The sequence below is a fragment of the Paraburkholderia panacisoli genome (genome assembly GCF_008369935.1).
GTDB classification, from domain to species: Bacteria; Pseudomonadota; Gammaproteobacteria; order Burkholderiales; family Burkholderiaceae; genus Paraburkholderia; species Paraburkholderia panacisoli.
The window spans coordinates 66,252-90,543 of the sequence record NZ_VTUZ01000012.1 but is presented as its reverse complement, the minus strand read 5'-3'; the positions used below and the strand labels follow the sequence as shown (position 1 = coordinate 90,543).

The window sequence follows — 24,292 nt, the reverse complement described above, 5'->3', positions numbered from 1 at the left end:
GAGGAGGCTGACGGCGCGTAATGCACGTCAAGTACCGTGCAAAGCTGCCGCCGAAGCGCAGAAAGACAGAGATTTTAACACCGGCGGCGTGCGTTCAAGACGGCGCGGGCGAGGCCCGCTATTCACGCACCAGCACGACCAGCTTCAGATCTTCGCGATGCGCGGGCTTGAAGGTGATCTGGTCGTAGACGATGTGGCCGTCGCGCGGATGATTGAACTCGCGCCGGCCGCCCTCGCGGCCGCCGACGTCCTGCGACGCCCAGAAGCGCGCGAACGCATCGCTCGCGGCCGTCAGCGAATCGATCAGCGCGCGGGTGGGCGCGTCGCTCAGATGGCGGATCGAGTCGGCGCGGAATTCGGCGGCGAGGCGCCGCGCCCGCGTTTCCCAGTCGACGATCAGCGCGCGCGCAGCCGGTTCGGTGAACGTGTAGCGCAGCAGATTGCGATCGTGCGCGCCGTCCAGCCAGCCGACGAACAGATCGGCCGCGCGCTCGTTCCACGCGAGCGCATTCCACTGCCGATCGAGCACGTAGGCCGGCGCGCTCACCAGCTGCACCGTTTCCAGCAGCGTGGCGGGCGCGTCGGCGGCGGCCGGATCCGGCTCGGCCGGGTCGCGCTGCGCGGCCAGCTCGAACAGATAGGCCCGCTCGGCGCGCGACAGTTGCAGCGCGACCGCGATCCGCGCCAGTGCGTCGGCAGACGCGGAGACCGGCCGGCCCTGCTCGATCCACGTGTACCAGGTCGGGCTCACGCCGCACAGCTGCGCGACTTCCTCGCGCCGCAAGCCGGGCGTGCGGCGGCGCGGCCCGGGCGGCAGGCCGACCGCTTGTGGCGAGAGCCGTTCGCGGTGAGCGCGGATGAAGTCGCCGAGTGCGCGGGCGGGGGTGGCGTCGAGCGGCGGCGGGTGGTCGGCGGAAGACGTCGTGGTCATTCTGATCGGGTCGCGGGTGGGGTGGTAATAGACATACCAGAATAATTGCTTAACTTGTACTGGTACACGACGGGCCCTATTGTAGCGGCAGTAGCGGCTGGAACAGCACGACGCGCTCCAGCGCTACCCACCAATCAATAACCGGAGCCACCCCATGAAGCATCACGATCAGGTCGCCGACGCCTTCGGCTCGACCGCTGCCGCGTATTTGACGAGTCAGACCCATGCAACCGGCGCCGATCTGCGGATGCTGGCCGAGGCGATCGCGGCGACGCCGGACGCGACGGTGCTCGACATGGGGTGCGGCGCGGGCCACGCCAGTTTCGCGGTCGCGCCGCATGCGCAAGAGGTGGTCGCCTATGACATCGCGCCGCAGATGCTGGCGACGGTCGACGGCGCGTCGCGCGAGCGCGGCCTCGCCAACATCCGCACGCAGCAGGGTGCGGCCGAAACGCTGCCGTTCGCCGACGATTCGTTCGACTGGGTGATCAGCCGGATGAGCGCGCACCACTGGCACGACGTGCCGCTCGCGCTCGCCGAAGTGCGGCGCGTGCTGAAGCCGGGCGGCAAGGTGCTGTTCGTCGATATCGCGGGCATCGATCATCCGTTGCTCGACACGCACATTCAGGCGGTCGAGTTGTTGCGCGACGGCTCGCATATCCGCGACTACCGCGCCGACGAGTGGATCGCGTTGTTCGCCGCGGCGGGTTTCAAAGCGTCGATTCGCGAACGTTGGCGCATCGACATCGAGTTCAGTGCGTGGGTGGCGCGCATGCGCACGCCGGAACCGCGCGTGGTCGCGATCCGCTCGCTGTGGGACCATGCGCCGGATGAAGTGCGGCAATACTTCGACGTGCAGGAAGACGGCTCGTTCAAGCTCGACGCGCTGATGATCGACGCGCATTGAGCAAGCCGCAAACAGAACGGCGGGATGCCGAAACCGACATCCCGCCGCAGTGAACCGCGTTGACTTTGACTCTGACTCTGACTCTGACTTTGACTTCGCGCGGCGCGGCGCGCGACCGGGCTGAGTTCACGCCGTAGCGCGCGAACTCAGCCCATCACTCAACCCGTATTGCGCAGCCCCGCCGCAATCCCGTTGATGCTCAAATGAATCCCGCGCCGCACACGCGCGTTGCTGTCGCCCGCGCGGTGACGCTTGAGCAGTTCCACCTGCAGGTGATTCAACGGATCGAGATACGGGAAGCGGTTCTTGATCGAGCGCGCGAGCAGCGGATTCTCCGCGAGCCGTTCGGTCTTGCCGGTGATCTCCGACAACACCTTCGACGTGCGCTCCCACTCCGCGACGATCCGCTCGAACACGTGCTTGCGCAGCTTCTTGTCCGACACCAGCGCCGCGTAGCGCGACGCGACCGCGAGATCGGTTTTCGCCAGCACCATGTCCATGTTCGACAGCAGGTTCGAGAAGAACGGCCAGGTCTTGTGCATTTTCTTCAGCAGCGCGAGACGGCGCGCGCGTTCGGCGTCGCTCGGCGCGCTGTCGAGATGCGCGGCCACCGCGGCGCCGAAGCCGTACCAGCCGGTCAGCAGCAACCGGCATTGGCCCCACGAGAAGCCCCATGGAATCGCGCGCAAATCTTCGATCTTGCGTTGCTTCGGGTCCTGCAGCTTGCGCGAGGCCGGCCGGCTGCCGATGTTCAGTTCGGCGATCTCCGAGATCGGCGTCGACTCGAAGAAATATTCCTTGAAGCCCGGCGTTTCGTAGACCAGCGCGCGATACGAGGCCATCGCCGCGTCCGACAACTGCTGCATCGTCTCTTCGAACACCGGCAGTTGATCGGGCGCATTGCCGTGCGGCAACAGCGACGCTTCGAGCGTCGCGGCCACCACCGTCTCCAGATTGCGCCGGCCGATGTCGGGATTGCCGAACTTGCTGGCGATTACTTCGCCTTGTTCGGTCAGGCGGATCTGGCCGTCGACGGTGCCCGGCGGCTGCGACAGAATCGCCTGATAGGTCGGGCCGCCGCCACGGCCGACGGTGCCGCCGCGTCCGTGGAACAGGCGCAGCGTCACGCCGCGCTCGTTGAACAGCGACACCAACGCGAGTTCGGCGCGATACAGCTCCCAGTTCGACGTGAGGAAACCGCCGTCCTTGTTGCTGTCCGAGTAGCCGAGCATCACTTCCTGCTCGTTGCCCTGGTGTTCGATCAGCGTGTCGACGCCCGGCAGCGCGATCAGATCGCGCATGATGTGCGGCGCGTTGCGCAAGTCGGGGATCGTCTCGAACAGCGGGATCACCATCAGGCCCGCGTAGGCCGGATCGTTCACATCGCCCAGACGCCCCCGCAGCAGGCCGGTTTCCTTTTGCAGCAGCATCACTTCGACCAGATCGCTGACGGTCTCCGTGTGCGAAATGATGTAGTTGCGCACCGCGCGCGCGCCGAACTTCTCGCGCGTGACGCGCGCCTCTTCGAGCACACCGAGTTCGCTCTTCACGAGCTCGGAGTACTCGGCATACGGCAGGCGCAACATGCGCGGCTGCGACAGTTCCGCGAGCAGCACGGCGAGCTTGTCCGCTTCGGGAAGTGCCGCGTAGTCTTCCTCGACGCCCGCGCGCTTGAGCAGTTCGGCGATCACCGCTTCGTGGATGTCGGAGCTTTGGCGCAGGTCGATGCTCGCCAGATGGAAGCCGAACACTTCGGCGGCCCGCGCGAGCGGCGACAGACGCGGTGCGGCGAGCGGCGCGCCGTGATGCTCGGCGAGCGAATCGATCAGCACGTGCAGATCGCGCACGAACTCGGAGGCGTCGCCGTAGGGCTTGGCGCGCACCGGCGCCGCGCCGCGACCCGCGCTGCGCACCGGCACGCTGCCTTCCCCCAGACGCACGCGCGCGCTCGCGGCGAGCCGCGTGTACATGCCGATCAGCGCGCGCCGGTACGGCTCGTCGGTGCGATGCGGCGACTGGTCGGGCGACGCGGCCGCGAGTTCCTTGAGCGCGTCGCTCGCGCCGGCCAGCAGGTTCGACACCGACAATTCCGCGCCGAGCTTGTGCACCTGCTCCATGTAATGCTCGAAGATCACTGCGGCCTGGCGCGTGATCGCGTTTTCGAGCGTCTCGGCGGTGACGTTCGGATTGCCGTCGCGGTCGCCGCCGATCCAGCTGCCCATCTGGAAGAACGGCGGCAGGCGCGCTTCGAGGCCGTGCTCCTTGAGCGCCTCTTCGATGTCGGCATAGAGCGCCGGGATTTCCTCGAGGAAGGTAGTGCGGTAGTACGACAGCGCGTTTTCGATTTCATCGGCGACGCTCAGGCGCGAGTCGCGCAGCATCCGCGTTTGCCACAGCGAGGTGACGCGCGCGCGCAGCATCGCTTCGTTGTGCGCGCGTTCGCGGTTGGTCAATTGCTGGTCGCGTTCGGCGAGCAGCCGCGCGACGTCATGCTGCGCGTCGAGAATGCTCTTGCGCTGCACTTCGGTCGGGTGCGCGGTCAGCACCGGCACGATCAGCGCGTCGTTGAAGAACTGCTGCAACACCGGCGTGGCAGCCGCGCCGGCTTCGACGAGCCGCTCCAGCGCATGGGCGATGGTGCCCGGTTGCGAAGTCGAGCCGGCCAGCGCGTGAATCCGGTGACGGCGATTGCGGTGACGGTCTTCGGCAATGTTCGCGAGGTGCGAGAAGTAGCTGAACGCGCGCACCACGCTGACCGTTTGCTCCGGGCTCAGCGAGCGCAGCTTCTTGTCGAGTGTCTGCGCGGCGGCGCTGTCGTCCTCGCGGCGAAAGCGCACGGCGGTCTGCCGGATCGTTTCGACGACGTCGAACACCGCGTCGCCTTCCTGCTCGCGCAGCACGTCGCCGAGCAGGCGGCCGAGGTAGCGGATGTCCTGGAACAGCGGATGGTCCTTGTTCTCTCGTGTGCGGCCGCTGTTTTTCGGCGAAGGGATGGGTGTGTCCGCCGACACGGCCTGTAGTTCCGGCACTGTGGCGGCCTGCGCAGCGGCGACGCTCGATGCAACCACCTTGATTTTCGTGGACCCGGCCTTGGCCGGCTTGTCCGCCTTTGCTGCCTTTACCGCTTTTTCCGTCTTGACGGGCGTGGAGGTCTTCGCGGCCTTGGAGGCTTTGGCAGCCAACGCGGTTTTGCCGGCGCGTTTGCCGGCTGTCGACGCGGCCTGGGCTGCGATGCCGGTATTGGCATCGGTAGTAGCGTCGGTAGCGGCGGAAGCCGAGGGCGCAGCGGCATGGGCCGCGCGAGCGTTGGGCGATGCAGTGTTGCGGCGGGCAGGGCGCGCCGATCCGGAAGACGTCACGATGGGTTTCCTCAGGGAAGCCAGGGTCTGTTAAGTGATGAACTGCTACTGCGGAACTGCACTATGAACTGCAACGTGAACTGCACGAAACGGTCTGGACCGATGGCGATACGCCGGAGAGGGGGCCGCATACACGCACGCAACGCACGCAGCGCACCGAGTGTGCGCGCACCATGCACGCAAGCAGGCGACGTACGGTGCGCCGCATTGCATCATCCCGCAAGCCGGCGCGCGGTGCGCGAACGACCGTGCATGAACAGGCCGGGATGGGGCAGGCGCGCGCCGCGCGAAGCCCGTCTCCTCCATCGATACCGCGCCGGCACGGCGCTCCGCTGTGCCTTGGGACACAAGGGCGCGTGCTAACATTGATTGTTATTACATCCCGTCATTCGATCAGCAAGCTAATGAACACCGAGACGTATTCCACGCCACCCCACACGCTTGTGATTGCGTCGCGAGAAAGCCGCCTGGCGATGTGGCAAGCGGAGCATGTGCAATGTGCGCTGCACAAATTATATCCATCTTGTGACGTAAAAATCCTTGGAATGACGACCCGCGGCGATCAAATTCTCGATCGCACGTTGTCGAAGGTCGGCGGCAAGGGCCTCTTCGTCAAAGAACTGGAAGCCGCGCTGGCCGATGGCCGCGCCGACCTCGCCGTGCACTCGCTGAAAGACGTGCCGATGGAATTGCCCGCGGGCTTTGTGCTTTCCACGGTGATGGAGCGCGAAGATCCGCGCGACGCGCTGGTGTCCAACCAGTACGACTCGCTCGCCGCACTGCCGGCCGGCGCGGTGGTGGGCACCTCCAGCCTGCGCCGCGAAGCAATGTTGCGCATGCGTTATCCGCATCTCGAAGTGCGGCCGTTGCGCGGCAACCTGGACACGCGTCTGTCGAAACTCGATCGCGGCGACTACGCGGCCATCATCCTTGCCGCCGCCGGGCTGAAGCGCCTGGGTCTGGGCGAGCGCATCCGCGCGCTGCTCGATCCGGAAGACAGCTTGCCCGCCGCCGGCCAGGGCGCGCTCGGCATCGAGATTCGCGCCGATCGCGCCGACCTCGCCGCATGGCTTGCGCCGCTGCATCACGAACACACGGCCGCCGCGGTCGAAGCGGAGCGCATGGTGTCGCGCGCGCTCGGCGGCAGTTGCGAAGTGCCGCTCGCCGCCTATGCAAGCTGGCATGACGGCGCGCTGCATCTGCGTGGCATCGTCGCCACGCCCGACGGTCAGCGCGTGCTGAGCGCGCAGGCGTCGGCGCCCGCGCCCACCGTCGAACGCGCGCTTGCGCTCGGCCAGGAAGTGGCGAGCGCGCTCGAACAGCAAGGCGCGCTGGAGATCGTGCGCGCGCTCAGCACCGCCAGTGGTCCCGCCGCCGGGTCGGACGCAGGCGGTGCAGCGGACAGCGCGGCGACCGGCGAGTGATGGCGGCCGACATCCCAGGCAACGCAGCTTTCTCCGCCGGCAAGGCGGCGTTCACGGTTGTGATTACACGACCGGCCGGTCAGTCGAGCGAACTGATCCGGCAACTCGACGCCGCCGGCGTCGCCACGCTCGACTTCCCGCTGATCGACATCGCGCCCGTCGCGGACGAAGCACCGTTGCGCGCGGCGCTCGCTGCGCTCGAACGCTACGCGCTGGTCGTATTCGTTTCGCCGAATGCCATCGATCAAGCGTTCGCGCGCCGCGACGGCATCTGGCCGCATGCGTTGCCGATCGGCGTGGTCGGGCCGGGCAGCGTGCAGGCGCTCGCGCGCCACGGCGTCGCCGCGCCGGCGCATCGCGTGATCAGCCCGGCGTCCGGCGCCGATGACGAAGCGGCGAGCTTCGACTCCGAAGGCCTGTTCGCGGCCATCGACGCGTCGCTCGGCGAGGCGAATCTCGAAGGCAAGCGCGTGCTGATCGTGCGCGGCGACGGCGGGCGCGAATGGCTCGCCGACCGTCTGCGCGAAGCCGGCGCCGAAGTCGAAACGGTCGCCGCGTATCGGCGCATCGTGCCGGAGCCGTCCATCGGCGGCTGGGCGCGCGTGCACGCGTTGCTCGCCGGCGCGCCGCATGCGTGGCTGCTGACCAGTTCCGAAGGCGTGCGCAATCTGCACGAACTCGCGCAGGAGCATCTGACCGCCGACGAGATCGCGCAACTCAAGCACGCGCAGCTCGTCGCGCCGCACCCCCGAATCGCGCAGACCGCTCGGGCATTGGGTTTTGATAGGATTACGGTGTCCGGCGCGGGCGACGAACGCATTGTCCGCGCGCTGCTTGCCGCCGTTCCGCCCGTAGTTCAACCGGTACCGTCCAACCCGGCTTCTTCACCGGCTAAATCACGCATGACAGAAACGAACGCATCCACGAACGCTTCCCCCCAGCCGGCCGCGACCACCGCGTTGCCGCCGAATCCCCCCTTCACGCCGTACGAAGCGCAAAAGCGCCACAGCGCGAGCGGACCGCTGCTGTGGTTTGTCGTCGTGATCATTGCTTGTGCGGCGGGCGTGGGCGGCTTTGCGCTCAATCGCAAGGTGGAGCGCAGCGAGCAGCAACTCGCGCAACGTCAGCAGGCCAACGACACCCAGACCAACGAACTGCGCATCAAGACCGAGCAGGCGCTGGCCACGGTGCATCAGTCGGATGCGCAGGTCGCGCAACTGGAAGGCAAGCTCGCCGATGCGCAAGCCGCGCAGCAGGCGCTGCAACAGCAATACACGGATCTCGCACGCAATCGTGACGACTGGACGCTCGCCGAAGTGGGGCAGATGCTGTCGGCGGCGAGCCAGCAGTTGCAGCTCACCGGCAACACGCAGCTCGCGCTGTTCGCGCTGCAAAGCGCGGACACGCGCCTCGCCGCGTCGGATAGCCCGCAGGCGGTCGCGGTGCGCAAGGCCATCGCGCTGGACATCGACAAGCTGAAGGCCGCGCCTTCCACCGACCTCACCGGCATGGCGATCAAGCTCGACAACGCGATCGATCACGTCGACAGCCTGCCGCTCTCCGGCGAAGCGCCGATCCCGCATGCCACGCCGCAAGCGGCTACGTGGGCCGACACCGCGAAGGTGGCCGCGGCCACCGGCAAGCCGCGCTGGGAAGTGTGGCTGCACGAGGTGACCGCCGGCGTCGGCGAGCAGTTGACGAGCCTCGTGCAGGTGCGCCGGATCGATAACGCCGACGCGATGCTGGTCACGCCGGATCAAGGCTACTTCGTGCGTCAGAACCTGAAGCTGCGCCTCCTGTCCGCGCGCCTTGCGCTGCTCTCGCGCAATCAGACCACGCTGAAGTCCGACCTGACGGCAGCGCAGTCCGCGCTCGCGCGCTATTTCGACGACTCGTCGAAGCAGACGCAGACCGTGATCGATCTGGTCAAGCAGGTGGACGCGGGTTCGGCCGCGGTCGCGCTGCCGAATCTGGACACCAGCCTGCAAGCCGTCAATCAATACCGGAGCCGAGGTTAATCATGGCGATCCGGGGACTTCTATGGCTTGCGTTGCTGTTCGCCATCGCGGTGATGCTGGCGGTGGTCGGGCGCTTCGACACGGGGCAGGTGCTGCTGATCTATCCGCCGTACCGCGTCGACGTGTCGCTGAATCTGTTCGTGGTCGCGATGGTGGTGTTGTTCATCGTGCTCTATGCGCTGTTGCGCATCATCCGCAATATCTGGCGCATGCCGCAGCGCGTGGCCGCTTACCGGGCGCGCGCGCGGGTCGCGAAGGCGCACGCCGCGCTGCGTGACGCGATCGGCAATCTATACGCGGGGCGTTTCTCGCGCGCGGAAAAAGCCGCCAAGGATGCGCTCTCGAACGGCGATAACAAGGGCGCGGCCGGCTTGATCGCCGCCACCGCCGCGCATCGCATGCATGAATATGCGCGGCGCGACGAATGGCTCGCGCAGATCGACCAAAACGACTGGCAGGACGCGCGTCTGATGGCGACCGCCGACATGCGCGCCGACGGCCGCGACGCCGACGGCGCATTGACCGCGCTGACCGAAATGCAATCGCAGGGCGCGCGGCGCATTCACGCGCAGCAGATCATGTTGCGCGCGCAGCAGCAATTGAAGAACTGGGGCGAAGTGCTCAAGCTCGTCAAGACGCTGGAAAAGCGCGAGGCGATTCATCCGGCGGTGGCGGTGCGTCTGCGTCAGTTGGCGGCGGAGAATCTGTTGCGCGACCGACGGCATAACGCCGATGCTTTGCTGGAACTGTGGGGTTCGCTGTCGACGACCGAGCGGCATTCGCCGCGTCTTGCGGATCTTGCCGCCGAATTGCTGGTCGCGCTGAATCGGCCGCAGGATGCGCGCAAGATCGTTGAGGAAGCGCTCGCGCAGAACTGGGATGCGCGGTTGTTGCGTCGTTATCCGGATACCACGGCGGGGGATGCGTTGCCGCTGATTCAGAAGGCCGAGGCATGGCAGAAGGATCGGCCGGAAGATGCGGATTTGCTGTTTGCGTTGGGCCGGTTGTGCCTGCATCAGCAGTTGTGGGGCAAGGCGCAGTCGTTCCTTGAACGTGCGCTGAAGCTGGCGGATAACGAGACGCTGAGGATTCGCTCGCATCGTGCGTTGGCGCGGCTGCATGAGCAGCTTGGCGATAGCGATAAGGCTAGCCAGCATTATCGGGAGAGTGCGTTGGCGATGAATATTGTTTGAGGTTTTGGTGGAGCGTGCGTGATTTCTGGCGCACTGCTTTAAGCCTCTGAAATCGCTATTCGATGGCCGCAGCCGGTGCTGCGGCCATTTCTATTTGTGCTGCCTGCTGTCTGATTTGATCGCCTGGTGTGGTGCAGTGACCGGTTGCTGTGCAGCGATCGGGATCAACGTCATCGCGCATTTCGCGGATGGTTTTTTGCGGGGCGAAGCGTTTGCTTCGTCGATGCGGGCTTTTGCTCTTTGCGATGCTTCAGCCAGCAACTTCGTCGCATGCTGCGCCGTGATGCGGCTGCGCGGGATGCTCTTCGCGTCGAGTGCAATCACCTGGAACAGCTCACGGTCGCATTCGAGTTCCTGCTGATACTGCTCGGCCGTGTCCACGAGCAATTCGAGAAGCGTCTGACGACGTTTTCTTTCGTGGCTCGTAATCGCAGGAATTCTAACTATCGATGACGCAAGGGTGATCAAGGTGTCCAGTTGACCTACCTGCCGGTCGCATAAATCGAACGCGGAAAGGGCAAGCTTTTCATACTGGAGTGCGTCGACTGGCCCTCGCTCAATGCCGACGCGCTTGCGTCGCTGCAGATGGATCTGCCGCTTGCGGTCACCGACAAGGCGGCGGCTGGAGTGCCAAGCGAAACGGGTACTCCAAAACGCTAATGAACAGGGCATCGCGACCGCCCTTGTTCAACTTTTACGGCACGGCACGACCGTCGGAATTTTAACTTTCTGCGTCACCCCACCAAAATGCTGCGGGGTGACGGTGCTTATTGGAAGCGTGTGTTGTGAAGCGAAGCGCGCCTAACGGCGCTAGTTTTTCGGCAAGCGCTCCGCAGTTGAGTGCTAATGCGAAGTTCGACGTCACCACAGTCGTCGCAGCATTTAACACGACCGCGACCTAACGCGAAGTCCCCTGTGGCAGAGCACCGCAAGGACTTCGCCTCACCCCCTCACTTATTAACCATCTTCGCGGGCACGCTGATCGCGAGCAAACTGCCCAGCACCATGAACGCGGCCAGCATGTACATGCCGGAATCGTTCGCCGCGGTTGCCTGCTTGAGCCAGCCCACCGCGTACGGGCTGAGAAAGCCCGCCAGATTGCCGATCGAATTGATCATCGCGATCCCGGCAGCCGCGCCCGTGCCGGCGAGAATCGCCGTAGGCAAACTCCAGAACAGCGGCAGGGTAGTGAGGATGCCCATCGTCGCGAGCGTAAGCGACGCCATCGCCAGCACCGTGTTGTGCGCCCACACGACCGAGAGCACGAGCCCTACCGCCCCCGCAAACGCCGGCAACGCAATATGCCACCGCCGCTCGCGCTGCCGGTCAGCACTACGCGCGACCAGCACCATCGCCACCACCGCCGCCGCAAACGGAATCGCGGACAATAGCCCGATCATGAACGCATCGGTCACGCCGGTCGCTTTGATGATCGTCGGCAGCCAGAAGCTCACCCCATACAAGCCCATCACGAACGAAAAGTACGTGAAGCTGAACATCAACACACGCCCATTCGTGAGCACCTGACGAATCGGCATGTCATGCTTGGTCGCTTCTTCCGCCGACACATGACGCTCGAGCAATTGCTGCTCTTCCTTCGTCAGCCATTTGGCCTTCGAGATGCGATCATCCAGCATCGCGAACACCATGACCCCGACGATCACCGACGGAACCCCTTCGAGCAGAAACAGCCACTGCCAGCCATGCCAGCCGTTCACCCCGTTGAAGCTTTTCAGGATATAACCCGACACCGGCCCGCCGATCACCCCCGACAGCGCGATCGCCGTCATGAACCAGGTGGTCATGCGCCCGCGCCGGTGCGCCGGATACCAGTAAGTGAGATAAAGGATGATGCCGGGGAAGAACCCCGCTTCGGCGAGGCCGAGCAGAAAGCGCATCACGTAGAACATGGTCGGCGTGGTGACGAACATGGTGAGCATCGAGATGATGCCCCACGACACCATGATCCGCGCGATCCAAACGCGCGCGCCCACCTTATGCAGGATCACGTTGCTCGGAATTTCGAAGATGAAATAGCCGACGAAGAAAATCCCCGCGCCGAAGCCGTAAACCGCATCGCTCAGGCCGAGGTCGCTGCTCATCTGCAACTTCGCGAAGCCGACGTTCACGCGGTCCAGATACGCGACCACGTAGCAGAGCATCAGGAGCGGCGCGAGCCGCCAGGTGACCTTGCGGTAGGTCGCCTCTTCGAAGGTGGAAGGCGGCGCACCCGCGCCGGGATGGTGGAGCGGATCTGCGGGACTAGCCATGGTGTCTCCTCTTTTCTTGTGGAATTGACGTAGCGCTGTCGAGCGATTCTAGCCGTGCCGGGTGGTTTGCATGACGAATGAATACCGGGGGAAAACACTGACTGTGGCGCGGGCCGCGCATTGACGGCCCGCGCATGCCGGTGCGCCGTTACACGCAGCGCCCGCCATCCACTTCCAGGCACACCCCGGTGATGAACTCCGCTTCATCGGAAGCCAGATAAAGCGCGGCGTTGGCGATGTCCTGCGGCGTCGAGAAGCGTCCGAGCGGAATGCCGGCAAGAAAACGCTGGCGGTTTTGCGGCGTATCCTCGACGCCCATGAACTCGGAGAGCAGCGCCGTTTCGCCGATCACCGGATTAACGCAGTTCACACGAATCCGGTCCGGGCCGAGTTCGACAGCAAGCGACTTGCTCGCGATAATCACCGCACCCTTGCTGCCGTTGTACCAAACGAGCCCCGGCCTCGGCCGCACACCCGCCGTCGACGCGATATTGACGAACGAGCCGCCGCCTTGCTCGCGGAAATATGGCACGAACTCCTGCACGCTCCAGTAGATGCTTTTGACGTTGACCGCGTAGACGCGGTCGAACTCGGCTTCGGTCACTTCGAGCACCGGCTTGTTGCGATGCGTGGTGCCCGCATTGTTGACGACGATCTGCACGCTGCCGAAGTCTTCGAGCGCCGCCTCGCGCAGTCGGCGCCAGTCCTCGCGCTGCGCGACGTTGCCGGGCACCGCGATGGCCTTGCCGCCGGCCAGCGCGATTTCGCTCGCGACGCGCTCGGCGGCCGCGCCGTTCAGATCGTTGACCACCACGTTTGCGCCTTCGCGCGCGTAAGTCTTCGCGATGCCTTCACCGAAACCCGAGCCTCCGCCCGTGACGATGGCCGTTTTACCTGTCAACCGCATGATGTCTCCGTTGCTTGTTGTGGAATGTATTGCGTGGCTGCATTGAACCTGGATGCCCGCTAGCCGTGCCGGATCGCGATGGTCTTCAGCACGGTGAAGCCGTACAGCGCCTCAAATCCCTTTTCGCGACCATGACCCGAATGCTTGACGCCGCCGAACGGCAATTCGACGCCGCCGCCCGCGCCATAGTTGTTGATGAACACCTGGCCGGAGCGCAGCCGCCGCGCGAGCCGCATCTGCCGCGCGCCGTCGCGTGTCCAGATGCCGGCCACGAGGCCGTACTGCGTGCCGTTGGCGAGCGCTAGCGCTTCGTCCTCGTCGAGGAAGGACATTGCGGCGAGCACCGGGCCGAACACTTCGTCGCGCGCGAGGCGGTGGCTCGCGGGCACGTCGCGCAGGAGGGTAGGTGCCTGATAGAAGCCGCTTTCCGGTGCCTCGGGAATCACTTCTCCGTGCGCCGCCATCGCGATGCCGTCGTGCTGAGCGTCGGAGAGGAAGTCCCACACGCGTTGCTGCTGCTTCGCGTTGATGAGCGGCCCGCAGTCGAGGTCGGCATGGGCAGGGCCGACGCGCAGCGCGTTGAACGCGCCGCTCAGCCGATCGAGCAGGGGTTCGTAAATGGCGTGGTCGATCAGCACGCGGCTGCCCGCCGAACAGGTTTGCCCGGCGTTCTGCACGATCGCCGAGACCAGCACCGGCAGCGCCGCGTCGAGGTCGGCGTCAGCGAAGACGATTTGCGGCGACTTGCCGCCTAGCTCCAGCGTGACCGGCACGTGGTTTTCGGCGGCCATCTGCGTGACCAGCTTGCCGGTTTCCGGTGACCCGGTGAACGAAATGTGGTCGATGCCGGGATGTCGTGCGAGCGCCGCGCCGGCTTCGTGTCCGTAGCCGGTGACGATGTTCAGCGCGCCGGCCGGCAAGCCCGCCTCGGCGGCCAGTTCGGCAACCCGCAGCACTGACAGACATGCATCCTCGGCGGGTTTGACGACACACGCGTTGCCGGTGGCGAGCGCCGCGCCCACGCTGCGGCCGAAGATCTGCATTGGATAGTTCCACGGCACGATGTGGCCGGTCACGCCGTGCGGCTCGCGAATCGTCAGCACCGTGTAGGCGCTTTGATAAGGCAGCGTCTCGCCGTGCAGCTTGTCGGCCGCGCCGGCATAGAACTCGAAATAGCGGGCAAGGGCGGCGGCATCGCCGCGCGCCTGCTTGAGCGGCTTGCCGGTGTCGCGCGCTTCGAGCTGCGCCAGTTCTTCCTGGCGGGCGGCGACCAGCATCGACAGCCGGTACAGCACGCGGCCGCGTTCGGCCGCGCTCGCCGCGCCCCATGTGCCTTCGAACGCGCGGCGCGCGGCGTGCACGGCGGCGTCGATATCGGCCTCGGTGCCGCGCGCCAGGCGGGTGAACGGCTGGCCGTCCGACGGATCGAGCACGGCGATCGTGTCGCCGCCGGATGCCGCGGACCACTCGCCGCCGATGAAGTGTCGTGCTTCTTCCATGCATGCTCCTTGATGTTGCGCGCCGCCGGTCTGACGACGCGGTGTTCACAAACGAGAGGCATAATCGAGAGACGTCCGACGATTATCGCGCCGATAGCGGCGCGGGTGCCATCGGCCGATTGGCTATAATGGCGCATTCCGCACTGTCCGGCCGCCAAGCCGCCCGAGCTTGCGCGCCGTACGCCGTGTCCAGACTTCCATCCTGATCAGAGAGCGCTCATGAGCTTCAATCACGTCCCCGCAGGCAAAGACCTTCCGCAAGATTTCAACGTCATCATCGAAATCCCGGCGCAAAGCGAACCGGTAAAGTACGAAGCCGACAAGGACCTGGGCCTGCTCGTCGTCGACCGTTTCATCGGTACCGGCATGCGCTATCCGGCCAACTACGGCTTCATCCCGCAAACCCTGTCGGGCGACGGCGACCCGGTCGACGTGCTGGTGATCACGCCGTTCCCGCTGCTGGCAGGCTCGGTGGTGCGCGCCCGCGCGCTCGGCATGCTGCAGATGACCGACGAATCGGGCGTGGATGCGAAGCTGATCGCCGTCGCGCACGACAAGATCTGCCCGATGACCGCCGACCTCAAGTCGATCGACGACGTCCCGGCTTACCTGAAAGACCAGATCAAGCACTTCTTCGAGCAATACAAGGCGCTGGAGAAGGGCAAGTGGGTGAAGGTCGACGGCTGGGCGGGCATCGAAGCCGCGCACAAGGAAATCAGCGAAGGCGTCGCGAACTACAAGAAGTAAGCGGGCGTCACGCCGCTGCTTGAAAAGCCGGCTGCCTCAACAGAACCGCGCGAGCCCGCAAGGGCCGCGCGGTTTTTTCATGGGGGTTGCAAGGCGTTCGCGTACTGTTGTGCTTGAGAGCCAGGCCGCGAGCCTGCGCAGTTCTGCGGCTATTCGCGCCGTGCATGACATGGATGAAGCGAAGGCATTTTTATATTTAGGTGTAAACCCTTATTATTTGCTGCCTGATGCTCGCAGCCGCCACGCGAGCCGAATCGAAGCGCGGACCTCGCGCCCCATGCGCGTTCAATGCGCGCGTTTCCAGGAGCACACCGTCCGGATGATGAATCGCAAGTCGCCCCCGTCGTCATCGCGCAGGTCGAGCCGCCTCTACGCGGTCGTCACCGCGATCTATCGCAAGCGGCCGGTCTGGATGGTGTCGTTCGCGGCGAGCGAGGCCAGCCTCTCGGAAGGCTTGCGGGCGGCGTGCGCATCCACGGCGATGCTGGCGGTGGGCAACCTGCTGCACGACCCGATATTCGCGTGGGCCGCGATCGGCGCCTTCTGGACCTGTCTCGCCGACGCCGCCGGTTCCAACCGGGCGCGCTTCGCGTCGATGATGGGCTTCACGTTGCTGTCGACGCTCTGCGGCGGCCTGACCTCGTTCGCATCCGGCGCCGGCACCGGCTTCGCGGCGCTGGCGCTGCTCGCGTTCACGACGCTCGGCGCGTTTGGCCGCGTCTGGGGCGCAGCCACCTCGCAAGTGACGATTCTCGCGGCCACCGCCTGCGTGGTGATGGTCGACCGGCCGATGCACGATGCGCGCGCCGGCTTCGCGTTTCTCGGCGTCTACCTGGTCGGCTGCCTGTTTGCGACCGCGCTGAGTCTGAGCGTGTGGCGCATTCATCCGTTCGGTGCGAGCCGCGCGACGTTGCGCGGCGTGTACTTGCGGCTCGCCGACATCGCGCTGGATAGCGCCCGTCTGCTCGAACATCGCGCTGGCTCGCGCGAGTGGGCCACGCATGCCGCGAAATTTCGCGCCGATGCGCGCGCCGCGCTGGAGCGCTCGCGCCAGGCGCTGGCCAGCGTGCCCGCGTCGCGAGCCGGCGGCAGGCAGACTTACGACACGCTGCTCGGCTTGCTGACCGACGGCGAGGCGTTGTTCGCGTATCTGATCGCCGTGTCCGGCGCGAGCGCAAAAGCCCCCGACGACGCATGGCGCGCGAAGCGCGCGGCCCGCTTGCTGGGCGCGATCGGCGAGGTGCTGCGCGGCATCGGCGCCGCGGCGGGCGACGCGCGGTGGGAGCGTCTCGCGGATTTGCAGTTGCGCTTGCAGCGTCTCGCGCGGCGGCTCGAAAGCGCGTTGATGGAACCCGTGAAGCTGAAGTCCGACTTCGAACTGGTCGATTTTGCGCCTCTCTCTACACAGCCCGAACGGTGGACCGACAGCGCGGCCCGTCTGGCGGCGCGCACCTGGGCGACGTTCAAGGCCAACCTGTCGAGCCAGTCGGTCGGCTTGCGCCACGCGGCGCGGGTCGGTGTGACGACCACGGCGGGCTTTCTGGTGATTCGCGCGCTGGGGTTGCCGTTCGGCTACTGGGCGACCATGGCGACGCTGCTGATCCTGCAGCCGTCGATTGCCGCGACGTGGCCGCGCAGCATCGAGCGCGCGGCGGGCAGCATTGTCGGCGGGGTGCTGGCGGTGGCGATCGGCTACGCGATTCATTCGCCGCTCGGCATTTCGCTCGCGGTCTTTCCGCTGGTGCTGGCGACGATGGCGCTGCGGCCCGTCAGCTACAGCCTCTTCGTGCTGTTCCTGACGCCGACCTTCGTGCTGGTCGCCGACTTCGCGACGCCGGGCGCCAACGAATTCGCGTTCGCGCTCACGCGGCTCGGCAACAACGTGCTCGGCTGCGTGCTGGCGCTGCTCGCCACGTTCTATCTATGGCCGACGCGCGAAAAGGTCGACCACCGCGCTTATCTGAGCGACGCGGTGCGCGCGAACATCGCGTATCTGAGCGCGGCGTTGGAGTCGCCCCGTCGCAGCGAAAAGGACATGGAGCGCTTGCGCCGCGCCGCGGGTCTCGGCAGCAATAACGCCGAGGAGGCCTTCGGCCGGATGCGCCTCGAAAAACTGGAGGACTCGATGGCCGACACTGTGACGCTCACGGTGCAGAGCCTGTTGCGCAGAATGGCAGGGACCGCGACACAGTTGCGCCTGAGTACGAACCGGCGCGAGAGGCACGACGAACTCGGCGCATGGGTCGAACTGGTGAGCGCCGATATCGACGCGGCGTTGGACCGGAAGTCGCGGCCGATCCGGCACGAGCTTCCGGCACGCGAGGGGCTCACGTCACTGGAGGCCGACGCGGTGGGCGAGTTGGCGCGGATGCATCGCTTGCTGAGCGAGAGGATGCGGGAGGCGAGGGGGTAGGGCGTACGTGGCGGTGAGTCCGTCACGAAGCCCCGGTCTCGTCGTGCGGCTCATCAACCGCAGGCGGCTCATCGACCGGCAACACCGACTCCAGCTCGCGCAACCCCGCCGCAAGCGCCCGTTTATCAACCGCTGGCAAGCGCTTGACCCAATACTCCGCACGCGACGCGCTCGACCGGTCCGCCAGCTCGAACGACGCCAGCACCCGCACCGGTTTGCGCGAACGCGTATAACGCGCGCCCGCACCGCTCACGTGTTTGTCGAAACGCGCCTGCACGTCGACGGCGATGCCGGTATAGACGCTGCCGTCCGAGCATTCGAGCAGATAGAGAAACCACGCCATGAACGCGCTTCAGCCTTTGAATGGATTGTGTTCGCGCAGCTCGTCCACGTATGCGTGGATGCTGTTCTTTTCGTTGTCGAGAAAATGGCCGACCGCGTCGGCGAAGGCCGGATGCGCGAGCCAATGCGCGGAACGCGTCACCGTGGGCAAAAAGCCGCGCGCCATCTTGTGCTCGCCTTGCGCGCCGCCTTCGAACGCGCCGAGCTTCTCCTCGATGCAGAATTCGAGCGGCTGGTAATACGCGGTTTCGAAATGCAGACATGGCACGTGTTCCAACGCGCCCCAGTAGCGGCCGTACAACGTGCCGCCGGTGTTCGCATCGCGCTGATACACCACCAGCGAACTCGCGATCGGCTTGCCTTCGTATTCGGCGATCACAAGCAGCAGATTCTCCGGCATCGACGCACCGATCATCCGAAAGAAATCGAGGTTCAGATACGGACTCGAAAAGTGCTCGCGATAGGTCTGCCGATAACACTTTGTGAAGAAACGCCAGTCGGCGTCCTGGATATCCTCGCCGCGAATTCTGCGCATCGTCACGCCGGCTTCGCGGACCTTGCGGCGCTCGGCGCGAATGTTCTTGCGCTTCTTCTGTTCGAGCGTGGAGAGGAAATCGTCGAAGTCGCGATAGCCGTCGTTCAGCCAGTGAAACTGCACGCCTTCACGCTGCATCATGCCCATGTCGGTGAGCGCGTCCGCTTCCGTTTCGGTCGGGAATAGCACGTGCAGCGAGGACACGTCGGCCTGCTCGGCGAACGCCATCAGCGTGGCCGCCAGATGCCGCAACGCATGCGTGTCCGCCGACAGCAGCCGGTTGCCCTGCACCGGCGTGAAGGGCACCGCGCACAACAGCTTCGGGTAATACGGCAAGCCGTTGCGCTTGTACGCATCGGCCCATGCCCAGTCGAACACGTACTCGCCGTACGAGTGCCCCTTCAGATACACCGGCGCGGCCGCCGCGAGCTTGCCCGTGCGCGGGTCGGCGAGCGTGACGAATTGCGGCGCCCAGCCGGTATCGGCGACCGCGCAGCGGGTCGCATGCAGTGCGCTCAGAAACTCGTGCCGTAGAAACGGCGTGGGTTGCGCCTGCTGCGCGAGTAGGGCATTCCATTCGGCGGCGTCCACCTCGGAGGGCGATGCCAGAATGCCCGTGCGATAATCAAAGCGTTCCTGGTTCAATCTGTGTGACTGTTTCCAATGAGCGGCGCGTCGCCGTGAGCGCCGCGTCGTTTGTTTATCCGATTTGTCCGTTCCGTCCAGCCAACCAGCCGCGGTACTCGCGAGCCACTCCGGCTTGCCTGTCGATCCTGCCATGAAGACCCGAATCGCTCTTGCTCAAATCAATGTCACTGTCGGCGACTTCGCCGGCAACGTCGCGAAAATCGTCGCTGCCGCGCGCGCGGCGCACAGCGATGGTGCGAAGCTGCTCATCGCACCCGAACTCGCGTTATCCGGCTATCCGCCCGAAGACCTGCTGCTGCGTCCCGCGTTCTATGCGGCGAGCGCGGCAGCGCTGGCCGACCTTGCCGCGCAACTCAAACCGTTCACCGGCTTGCATGTGATCGTCGGCCATCCGCTGCGCGACGTGGCGAACGGCCATGGTAATGCAAACGCGCCAATCGAGCGCGGCGTGCCGCCGGTCGATACGTTCAACGCGGCGTCGCTGCTCGTCGACGGCGCAGTGGCCGGCACCTATCGCAAGCAGGATCTGCCCAATACCGAAGTGTTCGACGAGAAGCGCTACTTCGCGTCCGACCCGCAGCCGTTCGTGTTCGAACTCGACGGCGTGAAGTACGGCGTGGTGATCTGCGAGGACGCGTGGCATGCGTCGGCTGCGCAGATGGCGAAGGCGGCAGGCGCGCAAGTGCTGCTGATCCCGAACGGCTCGCCGTATCACCTGAACAAGGAAGCGGTGCGCTTCGACATTCTGCGCGCGCGGATTCGCGAAACCGGTCTGCCGATGGTCTACGTGAACATGGTCGGCGCGCAGGACGAACTGGTGTTCGACGGCGGCTCGTTCGTGCTCGACGCGCAAGGCCAACTGATCGCGAAGATGGCGCAGTTCGAGGAAGCCACCGCGATCGTCGAATTCGACAACGGCAAGCCGCTGCCTGCCGCGATCGCGCCGGAGCTGTCGCTCGAAGCGCAGGTGTACGCGGCGCTCGTGATGGGCGTGCGCGACTACATCAACAAGAACGGTTTTCCAGGCGCGCTGATCGGCCTGTCGGGCGGCGTGGACTCGGCGCTCGTGCTCGCTGTCGCGTGCGACGCGCTCGGCGCGGACCGGGTGCGTGCCGTGATGATGCCGTCGCGCTACACCGCCGACATTTCGACCACCGATGCCGCCGAGATGGCGCGCCGCGTCGGCGTGCGCTACGACGAAATCGCGATCGCGCCGATGTTCGACGCGTTCCGGGGCTCGCTCGCGCAGGAGTTCGCAGGCCGCGCCGAAGACGCGACCGAAGAGAACATCCAGGCGCGCATTCGCGGCACGTTGCTGATGGCGCTATCGAACAAATTCGGCTCGATCGTGTTGACCACCGGCAACAAGAGCGAGATGGCGGTCGGCTATTGCACGCTGTATGGCGATATGGCCGGCGGCTTCGCGGTCATCAAGGACATCGCGAAGACGCTCGTGTATCGGCTGTGCCGCTACCGCAATCAGGCCGCCACGTTCAGCAAGCAGGACGTGATTCCCGAGCGCATTCTGACGCGCGCGCCGTCGGCGGAATTGCGCGAGAACCAGACCGACCAGGACAGCTTGCCGGAATACGAAGTGCTCGACGCGATCATGCGCATGTACATGGAAGAGGATCGTTCGCTCGCCGAAATCATTGCCGCGGGCTATGCGGTCGACGACGTCAAGCGCGTCACGCGCCTCATCAAGATCAACGAGTACAAACGCCGCCAGGCGCCGATCGGCATTCGCGTCACGCATCGCGCGTTCGGCCGCGACTGGCGCTATCCGATCACGTCGCGCTACACCGAGCCGGTGGAGTGAGACGCGGCGCAGTGCCGCCGCCCTCATTCGAAGCAGGCTCGAAGCCCGCGCCGGGATGCCGCAATGCATCCGGCGCGGCGTAGAATAAAAATCATCCATTTTCCTTTCACTCTTCCCATCACGAGACGAGGTTCGCCATGAAGCGCATCACCGCAGTCATCAAACCGTTCAAACTCGACGAAGTGCGCGAGGCGCTCGCTGAAGTCGGCCTGACGGGGCTGACCGTTACTGAGGTCAAGGGCTTCGGCCGGCAGAAAGGCCATACCGAGCTCTATCGTGGTGCAGAGTATGTGGTCGATTTTCTACCGAAGGTGAAGATCGAAGTGGTGATCGCGGACAACCAGTGTGATCAGGTGATCGACGCGATCATCGGCGCGGCGCGCACCGGCAAGATTGGCGACGGCAAGATTTTCGTCGCGGACGTGGAGCGTGTGATCCGTATTCGTACCGGCGAAGAAAACGAAGCAGCGGTGTAACGCGCGCCACTTCGCAACATCGGGCGCCGACGGTTGGCGCCGGTATCGTCCAATCCACCTGATCCGATCCTGAGCCACGTACGCACCGGCACAGTGCGCCGGGGTCACGGCAAAAACGCGCGCTCAAATAAAAAATGGTGCAATACCCTTGCGGGTATTGCACCGATACGCGCCTCTCGCAGCAGCGTGAAAAAGATTCTCTTGAAGAAACCTGTAACTACGCCCCGAAGGAAGTCCCCTTGGGGGACGCCCCGAAGGAAGCCCCTTCGGGGGGCACTCGCTTAGAACGAGTGCTGAATACCTGCGTACACGCCGGTTTGTGCCTTGCCTTGCAGCGGATTGTCCGTGCTTGTAGCGAAGCCCGGGTTGTTCGCATTCAGACCGAAGTTAGCCGTACGGCTGTTCGACACCCCTGCAACCTGGATGTCCAGCAGCGTGCGCTTGGACAGATTGTACGAACCGCCGACCGTATAGATCGTCGCATTGCCTGCGCCATTGTTGCCATTCACGTGGTAGACCGCTGCGATCAGCGCTGCAGCCGGCGTTGCTTGCCACGTCACGCCACCCCATTCGTGATCGAGCGTGGTCGGCTGGCCCGGCAGAACGTTTGTCGCACCTGCCGAACGGATAGCCTGGTAAGCGCCCTGGATCTTGAACTGGCCGAGGAACACGTTAAACATCGCCGAGTATTCACGCGATGCCGCGAACACGCCGCCAGACGCGTTGGCCGCGTTGATCACGTCGACATGCGGACCATACAGGCCGCCGTTAGCCGGGTTGCGGATTTCGTCGTACATGCCGCGGATCTGGAACAGCGAGTTCGTGTACGTGATCTGTGCGCCAGCTTCGCGACCTTGCGCGGTCGTGCCGTTGCCGTTCCAGCTCGTTGCGTTCGACAGCGCGTATTGACCGTAGAAGTCAAAGCCCGCGATCTTCGGCGACTGGTACGCGAAGTTGTTGCTCGACTGCGGCCAGTTGCGGCCACGGACCAGGGATGCCGACGACCAGTTCGACTGACCGAACGGATCGAAGTCCCACACGCCGTTCGAGATGAAGAGCATACGGCCCATCGTGAACGTACCGTACTGGTCGTTCGCGAGGCCAACCGTTGCCCAGCGATTGAAGAGACCGCCGCCGCCAGGACCCGCGCCCGTCATCGTGTTGAACGAGCCTTCCAACTGGAACAGGACCTTGTTGCCGCCACCGATGTCTTCAACGCCCTTCATGCCCCACAGGCTGGTACCCCAGTCGCCGCTTTCTGCCTTCCAGCGGCTCGCGTTACCAGTCGCCGCGCCGTTGGCGCCGACACCAGTCGGGACGCCCGACATGTATTCGATGCCCGCATCGAGGCGACCGTACAACGTGACGCTGCTTTGAGCGTGTGCAACAACACCGGCCGACATCAGCGCAGCGGCGAGCAAAGCTTTCTTCATTTTCTCCTCCATACCCTGTCAAAAAGTGAAACCCAGTACTGCGAATGGTGTTCGGACACGAGCCGTGCCGAACAGAAATCGGTACCAGGGAGATTAGCGGGTGGATTGGGCCTCCTGCCGTGACGCCGTAACCTACGGGCTATCGGCTCGTCATGCCGATCCCTCGCCGACCGGTTCTCCTCTGTGCTTTGAAGTGAAACTACTTTTAATCAACTTTGTTTTGCTACTTTGGTTACTAATTTATCAAAAATAACATTCACTGGGAGAAGAAATTAGTGCCTGCATAACGGGGTGTCTCCAAATTGCAATAAGAATGTGTGCAATGACCCGTTGCAACCCCCCGGGAAAACGCGCAAACCCTTATCCGACAAGGGAATCAAGGTTCGAAGCGTGCTCTCTTAAGGATTGCCACTATTGACGCTTTGGAAGTGGCGGAGTAGGGCGGTTGTAGAAGGCGGGAGCCCCGCCTGGAGCGGCTTTCGCGGACTCGAGGGCCGCAAAGCGCGAGCGACAAAACAAAAAAGGCGCTCGTAAGCGCCTTGTAATGTTATTTCGAATGCAGCCCAAATATTAGGTTTTGGGCGATTTTTATTATTTGAGACTTCCCGAAAGAAACTGTTTGAGACGTTCGCTTTTCGTGTTCCTGAATACCTCGTCGGGATGGCCTTCTTCTTCGACGCGTCCCTGATGCAGGAACATCACGTGATTCGAGACGTTGCGCGCGAACGCCATCTCGTGCGTGACGACGATCATGGTGCGGCCTTCCTCGGCGAGCGTCTGCATCACCTTGAGCACTTCGCCGACCAGCTCGGGATCGAGCGCGGAGGTGGGCTCGTCGAACAGCATCACGTCGGGATGCATCGCCAGCGCGCGCGCAATGGCCACACGCTGCTGCTGGCCGCCCGACAGATGCGACGGGTATTGCTTTTCCAGGCGCGGCGCGAGGCCGACCTTCTCCAGATACTCACGCGCGCGCTCTTCGGCTTCCTTGCGCTTCAGACCCAGCACGTTGACCGGCGCCTCGATGATGTTCTCGAGCACGGTCATGTGCGACCACAGATTGAAATGCTGGAACACCATCGACAGTCTGGTGCGCACGCGCTGCAACTGTTTCGGGTCCGACACGCCCAGCGCGCCGTTCTTGCCGGTCTGCGTGCGCACTTCCTCGCCGTCGACGAAGATGCGTCCGGCATTCGGCTGCTCGAGGAAGTTGATGCAGCGGAGCATGGTGCTCTTGCCCGAGCCGGACGAGCCGATCACGCTGATCACGTCGCCGGCGTTGGCTTTCAGCGATACGCCTTTGAGAACTTCGTTGTCGCCGTACTGTTTGTGAAGCTCGTCGACGAAGAGCTTCTGCTTCTTGGTGTTCAT

18 protein-coding genes are annotated in these 24,292 nt (G+C 64.6%); 8 read left to right on the top strand and 10 right to left on the bottom strand.

Annotation, left to right across the window (positions count from 1 at the left end):
* Positions 1 to 118 precede the first annotated feature (118 nt).
* Entirely contained in the window at positions 119 to 931 is an 813-nt protein-coding gene (locus FVF58_RS19440; protein WP_149671504.1) for a helix-turn-helix transcriptional regulator, read from the bottom strand.
* Positions 932 to 1,085: 154 nt separating this feature from the next.
* Between FVF58_RS19440 and FVF58_RS19435 the strand changes: the two genes are divergently transcribed.
* The gene (locus tag FVF58_RS19435) at positions 1,086 to 1,838 is read left to right on the top strand and encodes a class I SAM-dependent methyltransferase (RefSeq protein WP_149671503.1); all 753 of its coding nucleotides are present in this window, start codon (positions 1,086 to 1,088) and stop codon (positions 1,836 to 1,838) included.
* 158 nt (positions 1,839 to 1,996) lie between these two features.
* On the opposite strand, the gene ppc is transcribed toward FVF58_RS19435, so the two are convergent.
* Complete coding sequence (gene ppc, locus FVF58_RS19430) at positions 1,997 to 5,197, bottom strand: phosphoenolpyruvate carboxylase (RefSeq protein ID WP_149671502.1); 3,201 nt, start codon at positions 5,195 to 5,197, stop codon at positions 1,997 to 1,999.
* A 404-nt stretch (positions 5,198 to 5,601) separates the two neighbouring features.
* Here ppc and hemC point away from each other — a divergent pair, with 404 nt between their 5' ends.
* From hemC to FVF58_RS19415, 3 genes are read left to right on the top strand one after another with little or no spacing between them, the layout of a single operon-like run.
* Positions 5,602 to 6,621, top strand: coding sequence for a hydroxymethylbilane synthase (gene hemC, locus FVF58_RS19425; protein ID WP_149671501.1), 1,020 nt, complete (start codon positions 5,602 to 5,604; stop codon positions 6,619 to 6,621).
* Positions 6,621 to 8,639 carry a fused uroporphyrinogen-III synthase HemD/membrane protein HemX gene (gene hemDX / locus FVF58_RS19420; RefSeq protein ID WP_149671500.1) on the top strand — a complete coding sequence of 673 codons (2,019 nt, stop codon included), beginning with the start codon at positions 6,621 to 6,623 and terminating at the stop codon, positions 8,637 to 8,639. The genes hemC and hemDX overlap by 1 nt, the downstream gene beginning before the upstream one ends.
* A 2-nt stretch (positions 8,640 to 8,641) precedes the next feature.
* On the top strand, positions 8,642 to 9,832 hold the full coding sequence (locus FVF58_RS19415; RefSeq protein WP_149671499.1) for a heme biosynthesis protein HemY: 1,191 nt from the start codon (positions 8,642 to 8,644) through the stop codon (positions 9,830 to 9,832).
* A 90-nt stretch (positions 9,833 to 9,922) separates the two neighbouring features.
* On the opposite strand, the gene FVF58_RS19410 is transcribed toward FVF58_RS19415, so the two are convergent.
* From FVF58_RS19410 to FVF58_RS19395, 4 genes are all read right to left on the bottom strand, one after another.
* A complete protein-coding gene (locus tag FVF58_RS19410; RefSeq protein ID WP_246217118.1) occupies positions 9,923 to 10,504 on the bottom strand; it encodes a hypothetical protein in 582 nt (193 codons plus the stop codon).
* Positions 10,505 to 10,782: 278 nt separating this feature from the next.
* Positions 10,783 to 12,102 (bottom strand): MFS transporter, encoded by a 1,320-nt coding sequence (locus tag FVF58_RS19405; RefSeq protein WP_149671498.1) that lies wholly within the window; start codon positions 12,100 to 12,102, stop codon positions 10,783 to 10,785.
* A gap of 148 nt (positions 12,103 to 12,250) precedes the next feature.
* Complete coding sequence (locus FVF58_RS19400; RefSeq protein WP_149671497.1) at positions 12,251 to 13,009, bottom strand: SDR family oxidoreductase; 759 nt, start codon at positions 13,007 to 13,009, stop codon at positions 12,251 to 12,253.
* A gap of 59 nt (positions 13,010 to 13,068) precedes the next feature.
* A complete protein-coding gene (locus tag FVF58_RS19395) occupies positions 13,069 to 14,508 on the bottom strand; it encodes an aldehyde dehydrogenase family protein (RefSeq protein ID WP_149671496.1) in 1,440 nt (479 codons plus the stop codon).
* Between the two features lie 219 nt (positions 14,509 to 14,727).
* On the opposite strand from FVF58_RS19395, the gene ppa reads away from it, so the two are divergent.
* Both ppa and FVF58_RS19385 read left to right on the top strand, forming a co-directional pair.
* A complete protein-coding gene (ppa, locus tag FVF58_RS19390) occupies positions 14,728 to 15,255 on the top strand; it encodes an inorganic diphosphatase (RefSeq protein WP_149671495.1) in 528 nt (175 codons plus the stop codon).
* A 319-nt stretch (positions 15,256 to 15,574) separates the two neighbouring features.
* Complete coding sequence (locus FVF58_RS19385; protein WP_149671494.1) at positions 15,575 to 17,668, top strand: FUSC family protein; 2,094 nt, start codon at positions 15,575 to 15,577, stop codon at positions 17,666 to 17,668.
* 22 nt (positions 17,669 to 17,690) lie between these two features.
* Here the strand turns inward: FVF58_RS19385 and FVF58_RS19380 are convergent, their stop codons facing one another.
* On the bottom strand, positions 17,691 to 18,011 hold the full coding sequence (locus FVF58_RS19380; RefSeq protein ID WP_149671493.1) for a GIY-YIG nuclease family protein: 321 nt from the start codon (positions 18,009 to 18,011) through the stop codon (positions 17,691 to 17,693).
* Between the two features lie 9 nt (positions 18,012 to 18,020).
* Positions 18,021 to 19,190: a GNAT family N-acetyltransferase gene (locus FVF58_RS19375; protein ID WP_149671492.1), complete on the bottom strand. Its 1,170-nt coding sequence runs from the start codon at positions 19,188 to 19,190 to the stop codon at positions 18,021 to 18,023.
* Positions 19,191 to 19,323: 133 nt separating this feature from the next.
* On the opposite strand from FVF58_RS19375, the gene FVF58_RS19370 reads away from it, so the two are divergent.
* Entirely contained in the window at positions 19,324 to 21,012 is a 1,689-nt protein-coding gene (locus FVF58_RS19370; protein ID WP_149671491.1) for an NAD+ synthase, read from the top strand.
* 137 nt (positions 21,013 to 21,149) lie between these two features.
* Complete coding sequence (glnK, locus tag FVF58_RS19365; protein WP_149671490.1) at positions 21,150 to 21,488, top strand: P-II family nitrogen regulator; 339 nt, start codon at positions 21,150 to 21,152, stop codon at positions 21,486 to 21,488.
* A gap of 281 nt (positions 21,489 to 21,769) precedes the next feature.
* Here the strand turns inward: glnK and FVF58_RS19360 are convergent, their stop codons facing one another.
* Positions 21,770 to 22,921, bottom strand: a complete 1,152-nt coding sequence (locus tag FVF58_RS19360; protein WP_149671489.1) for a porin — start codon at positions 22,919 to 22,921, stop codon at positions 21,770 to 21,772.
* Between the two features lie 591 nt (positions 22,922 to 23,512).
* Positions 23,513 to 24,292 (bottom strand): ABC transporter ATP-binding protein, encoded by a 780-nt coding sequence (locus tag FVF58_RS19355; protein WP_149671488.1) that lies wholly within the window; start codon positions 24,290 to 24,292, stop codon positions 23,513 to 23,515.

Coding starts and splice junctions, on each gene's coding strand:
- FVF58_RS19440 (WP_149671504.1), bottom strand. CDS start 931: ATGACCACGACGTCTTCCGCCGACCACCCGCCGCCGCTCGACGCCACC.
- FVF58_RS19435 (WP_149671503.1), top strand. CDS start 1,086: ATGAAGCATCACGATCAGGTCGCCGACGCCTTCGGCTCGACCGCTGCC.
- hemC (WP_149671501.1), top strand. CDS start 5,602: ATGAACACCGAGACGTATTCCACGCCACCCCACACGCTTGTGATTGCG.
- hemDX (WP_149671500.1), top strand. CDS start 6,621: ATGGCGGCCGACATCCCAGGCAACGCAGCTTTCTCCGCCGGCAAGGCG.
- FVF58_RS19415 (WP_149671499.1), top strand. CDS start 8,642: ATGGCGATCCGGGGACTTCTATGGCTTGCGTTGCTGTTCGCCATCGCG.
- FVF58_RS19410 (WP_246217118.1), bottom strand. CDS start 10,504: ATGCCCTGTTCATTAGCGTTTTGGAGTACCCGTTTCGCTTGGCACTCC.
- FVF58_RS19405 (WP_149671498.1), bottom strand. CDS start 12,102: ATGGCTAGTCCCGCAGATCCGCTCCACCATCCCGGCGCGGGTGCGCCG.
- FVF58_RS19400 (WP_149671497.1), bottom strand. CDS start 13,009: ATGCGGTTGACAGGTAAAACGGCCATCGTCACGGGCGGAGGCTCGGGT.
- FVF58_RS19395 (WP_149671496.1), bottom strand. CDS start 14,508: ATGGAAGAAGCACGACACTTCATCGGCGGCGAGTGGTCCGCGGCATCC.
- ppa (WP_149671495.1), top strand. CDS start 14,728: ATGAGCTTCAATCACGTCCCCGCAGGCAAAGACCTTCCGCAAGATTTC.
- FVF58_RS19385 (WP_149671494.1), top strand. CDS start 15,575: ATGATGAATCGCAAGTCGCCCCCGTCGTCATCGCGCAGGTCGAGCCGC.
- FVF58_RS19380 (WP_149671493.1), bottom strand. CDS start 18,011: ATGGCGTGGTTTCTCTATCTGCTCGAATGCTCGGACGGCAGCGTCTAT.
- FVF58_RS19370 (WP_149671491.1), top strand. CDS start 19,324: ATGAAGACCCGAATCGCTCTTGCTCAAATCAATGTCACTGTCGGCGAC.
- glnK (WP_149671490.1), top strand. CDS start 21,150: ATGAAGCGCATCACCGCAGTCATCAAACCGTTCAAACTCGACGAAGTG.
- FVF58_RS19360 (WP_149671489.1), bottom strand. CDS start 22,921: ATGAAGAAAGCTTTGCTCGCCGCTGCGCTGATGTCGGCCGGTGTTGTT.
- FVF58_RS19355 (WP_149671488.1), bottom strand. CDS start 24,292: ATGAACACCAAGAAGCAGAAGCTCTTCGTCGACGAGCTTCACAAACAG.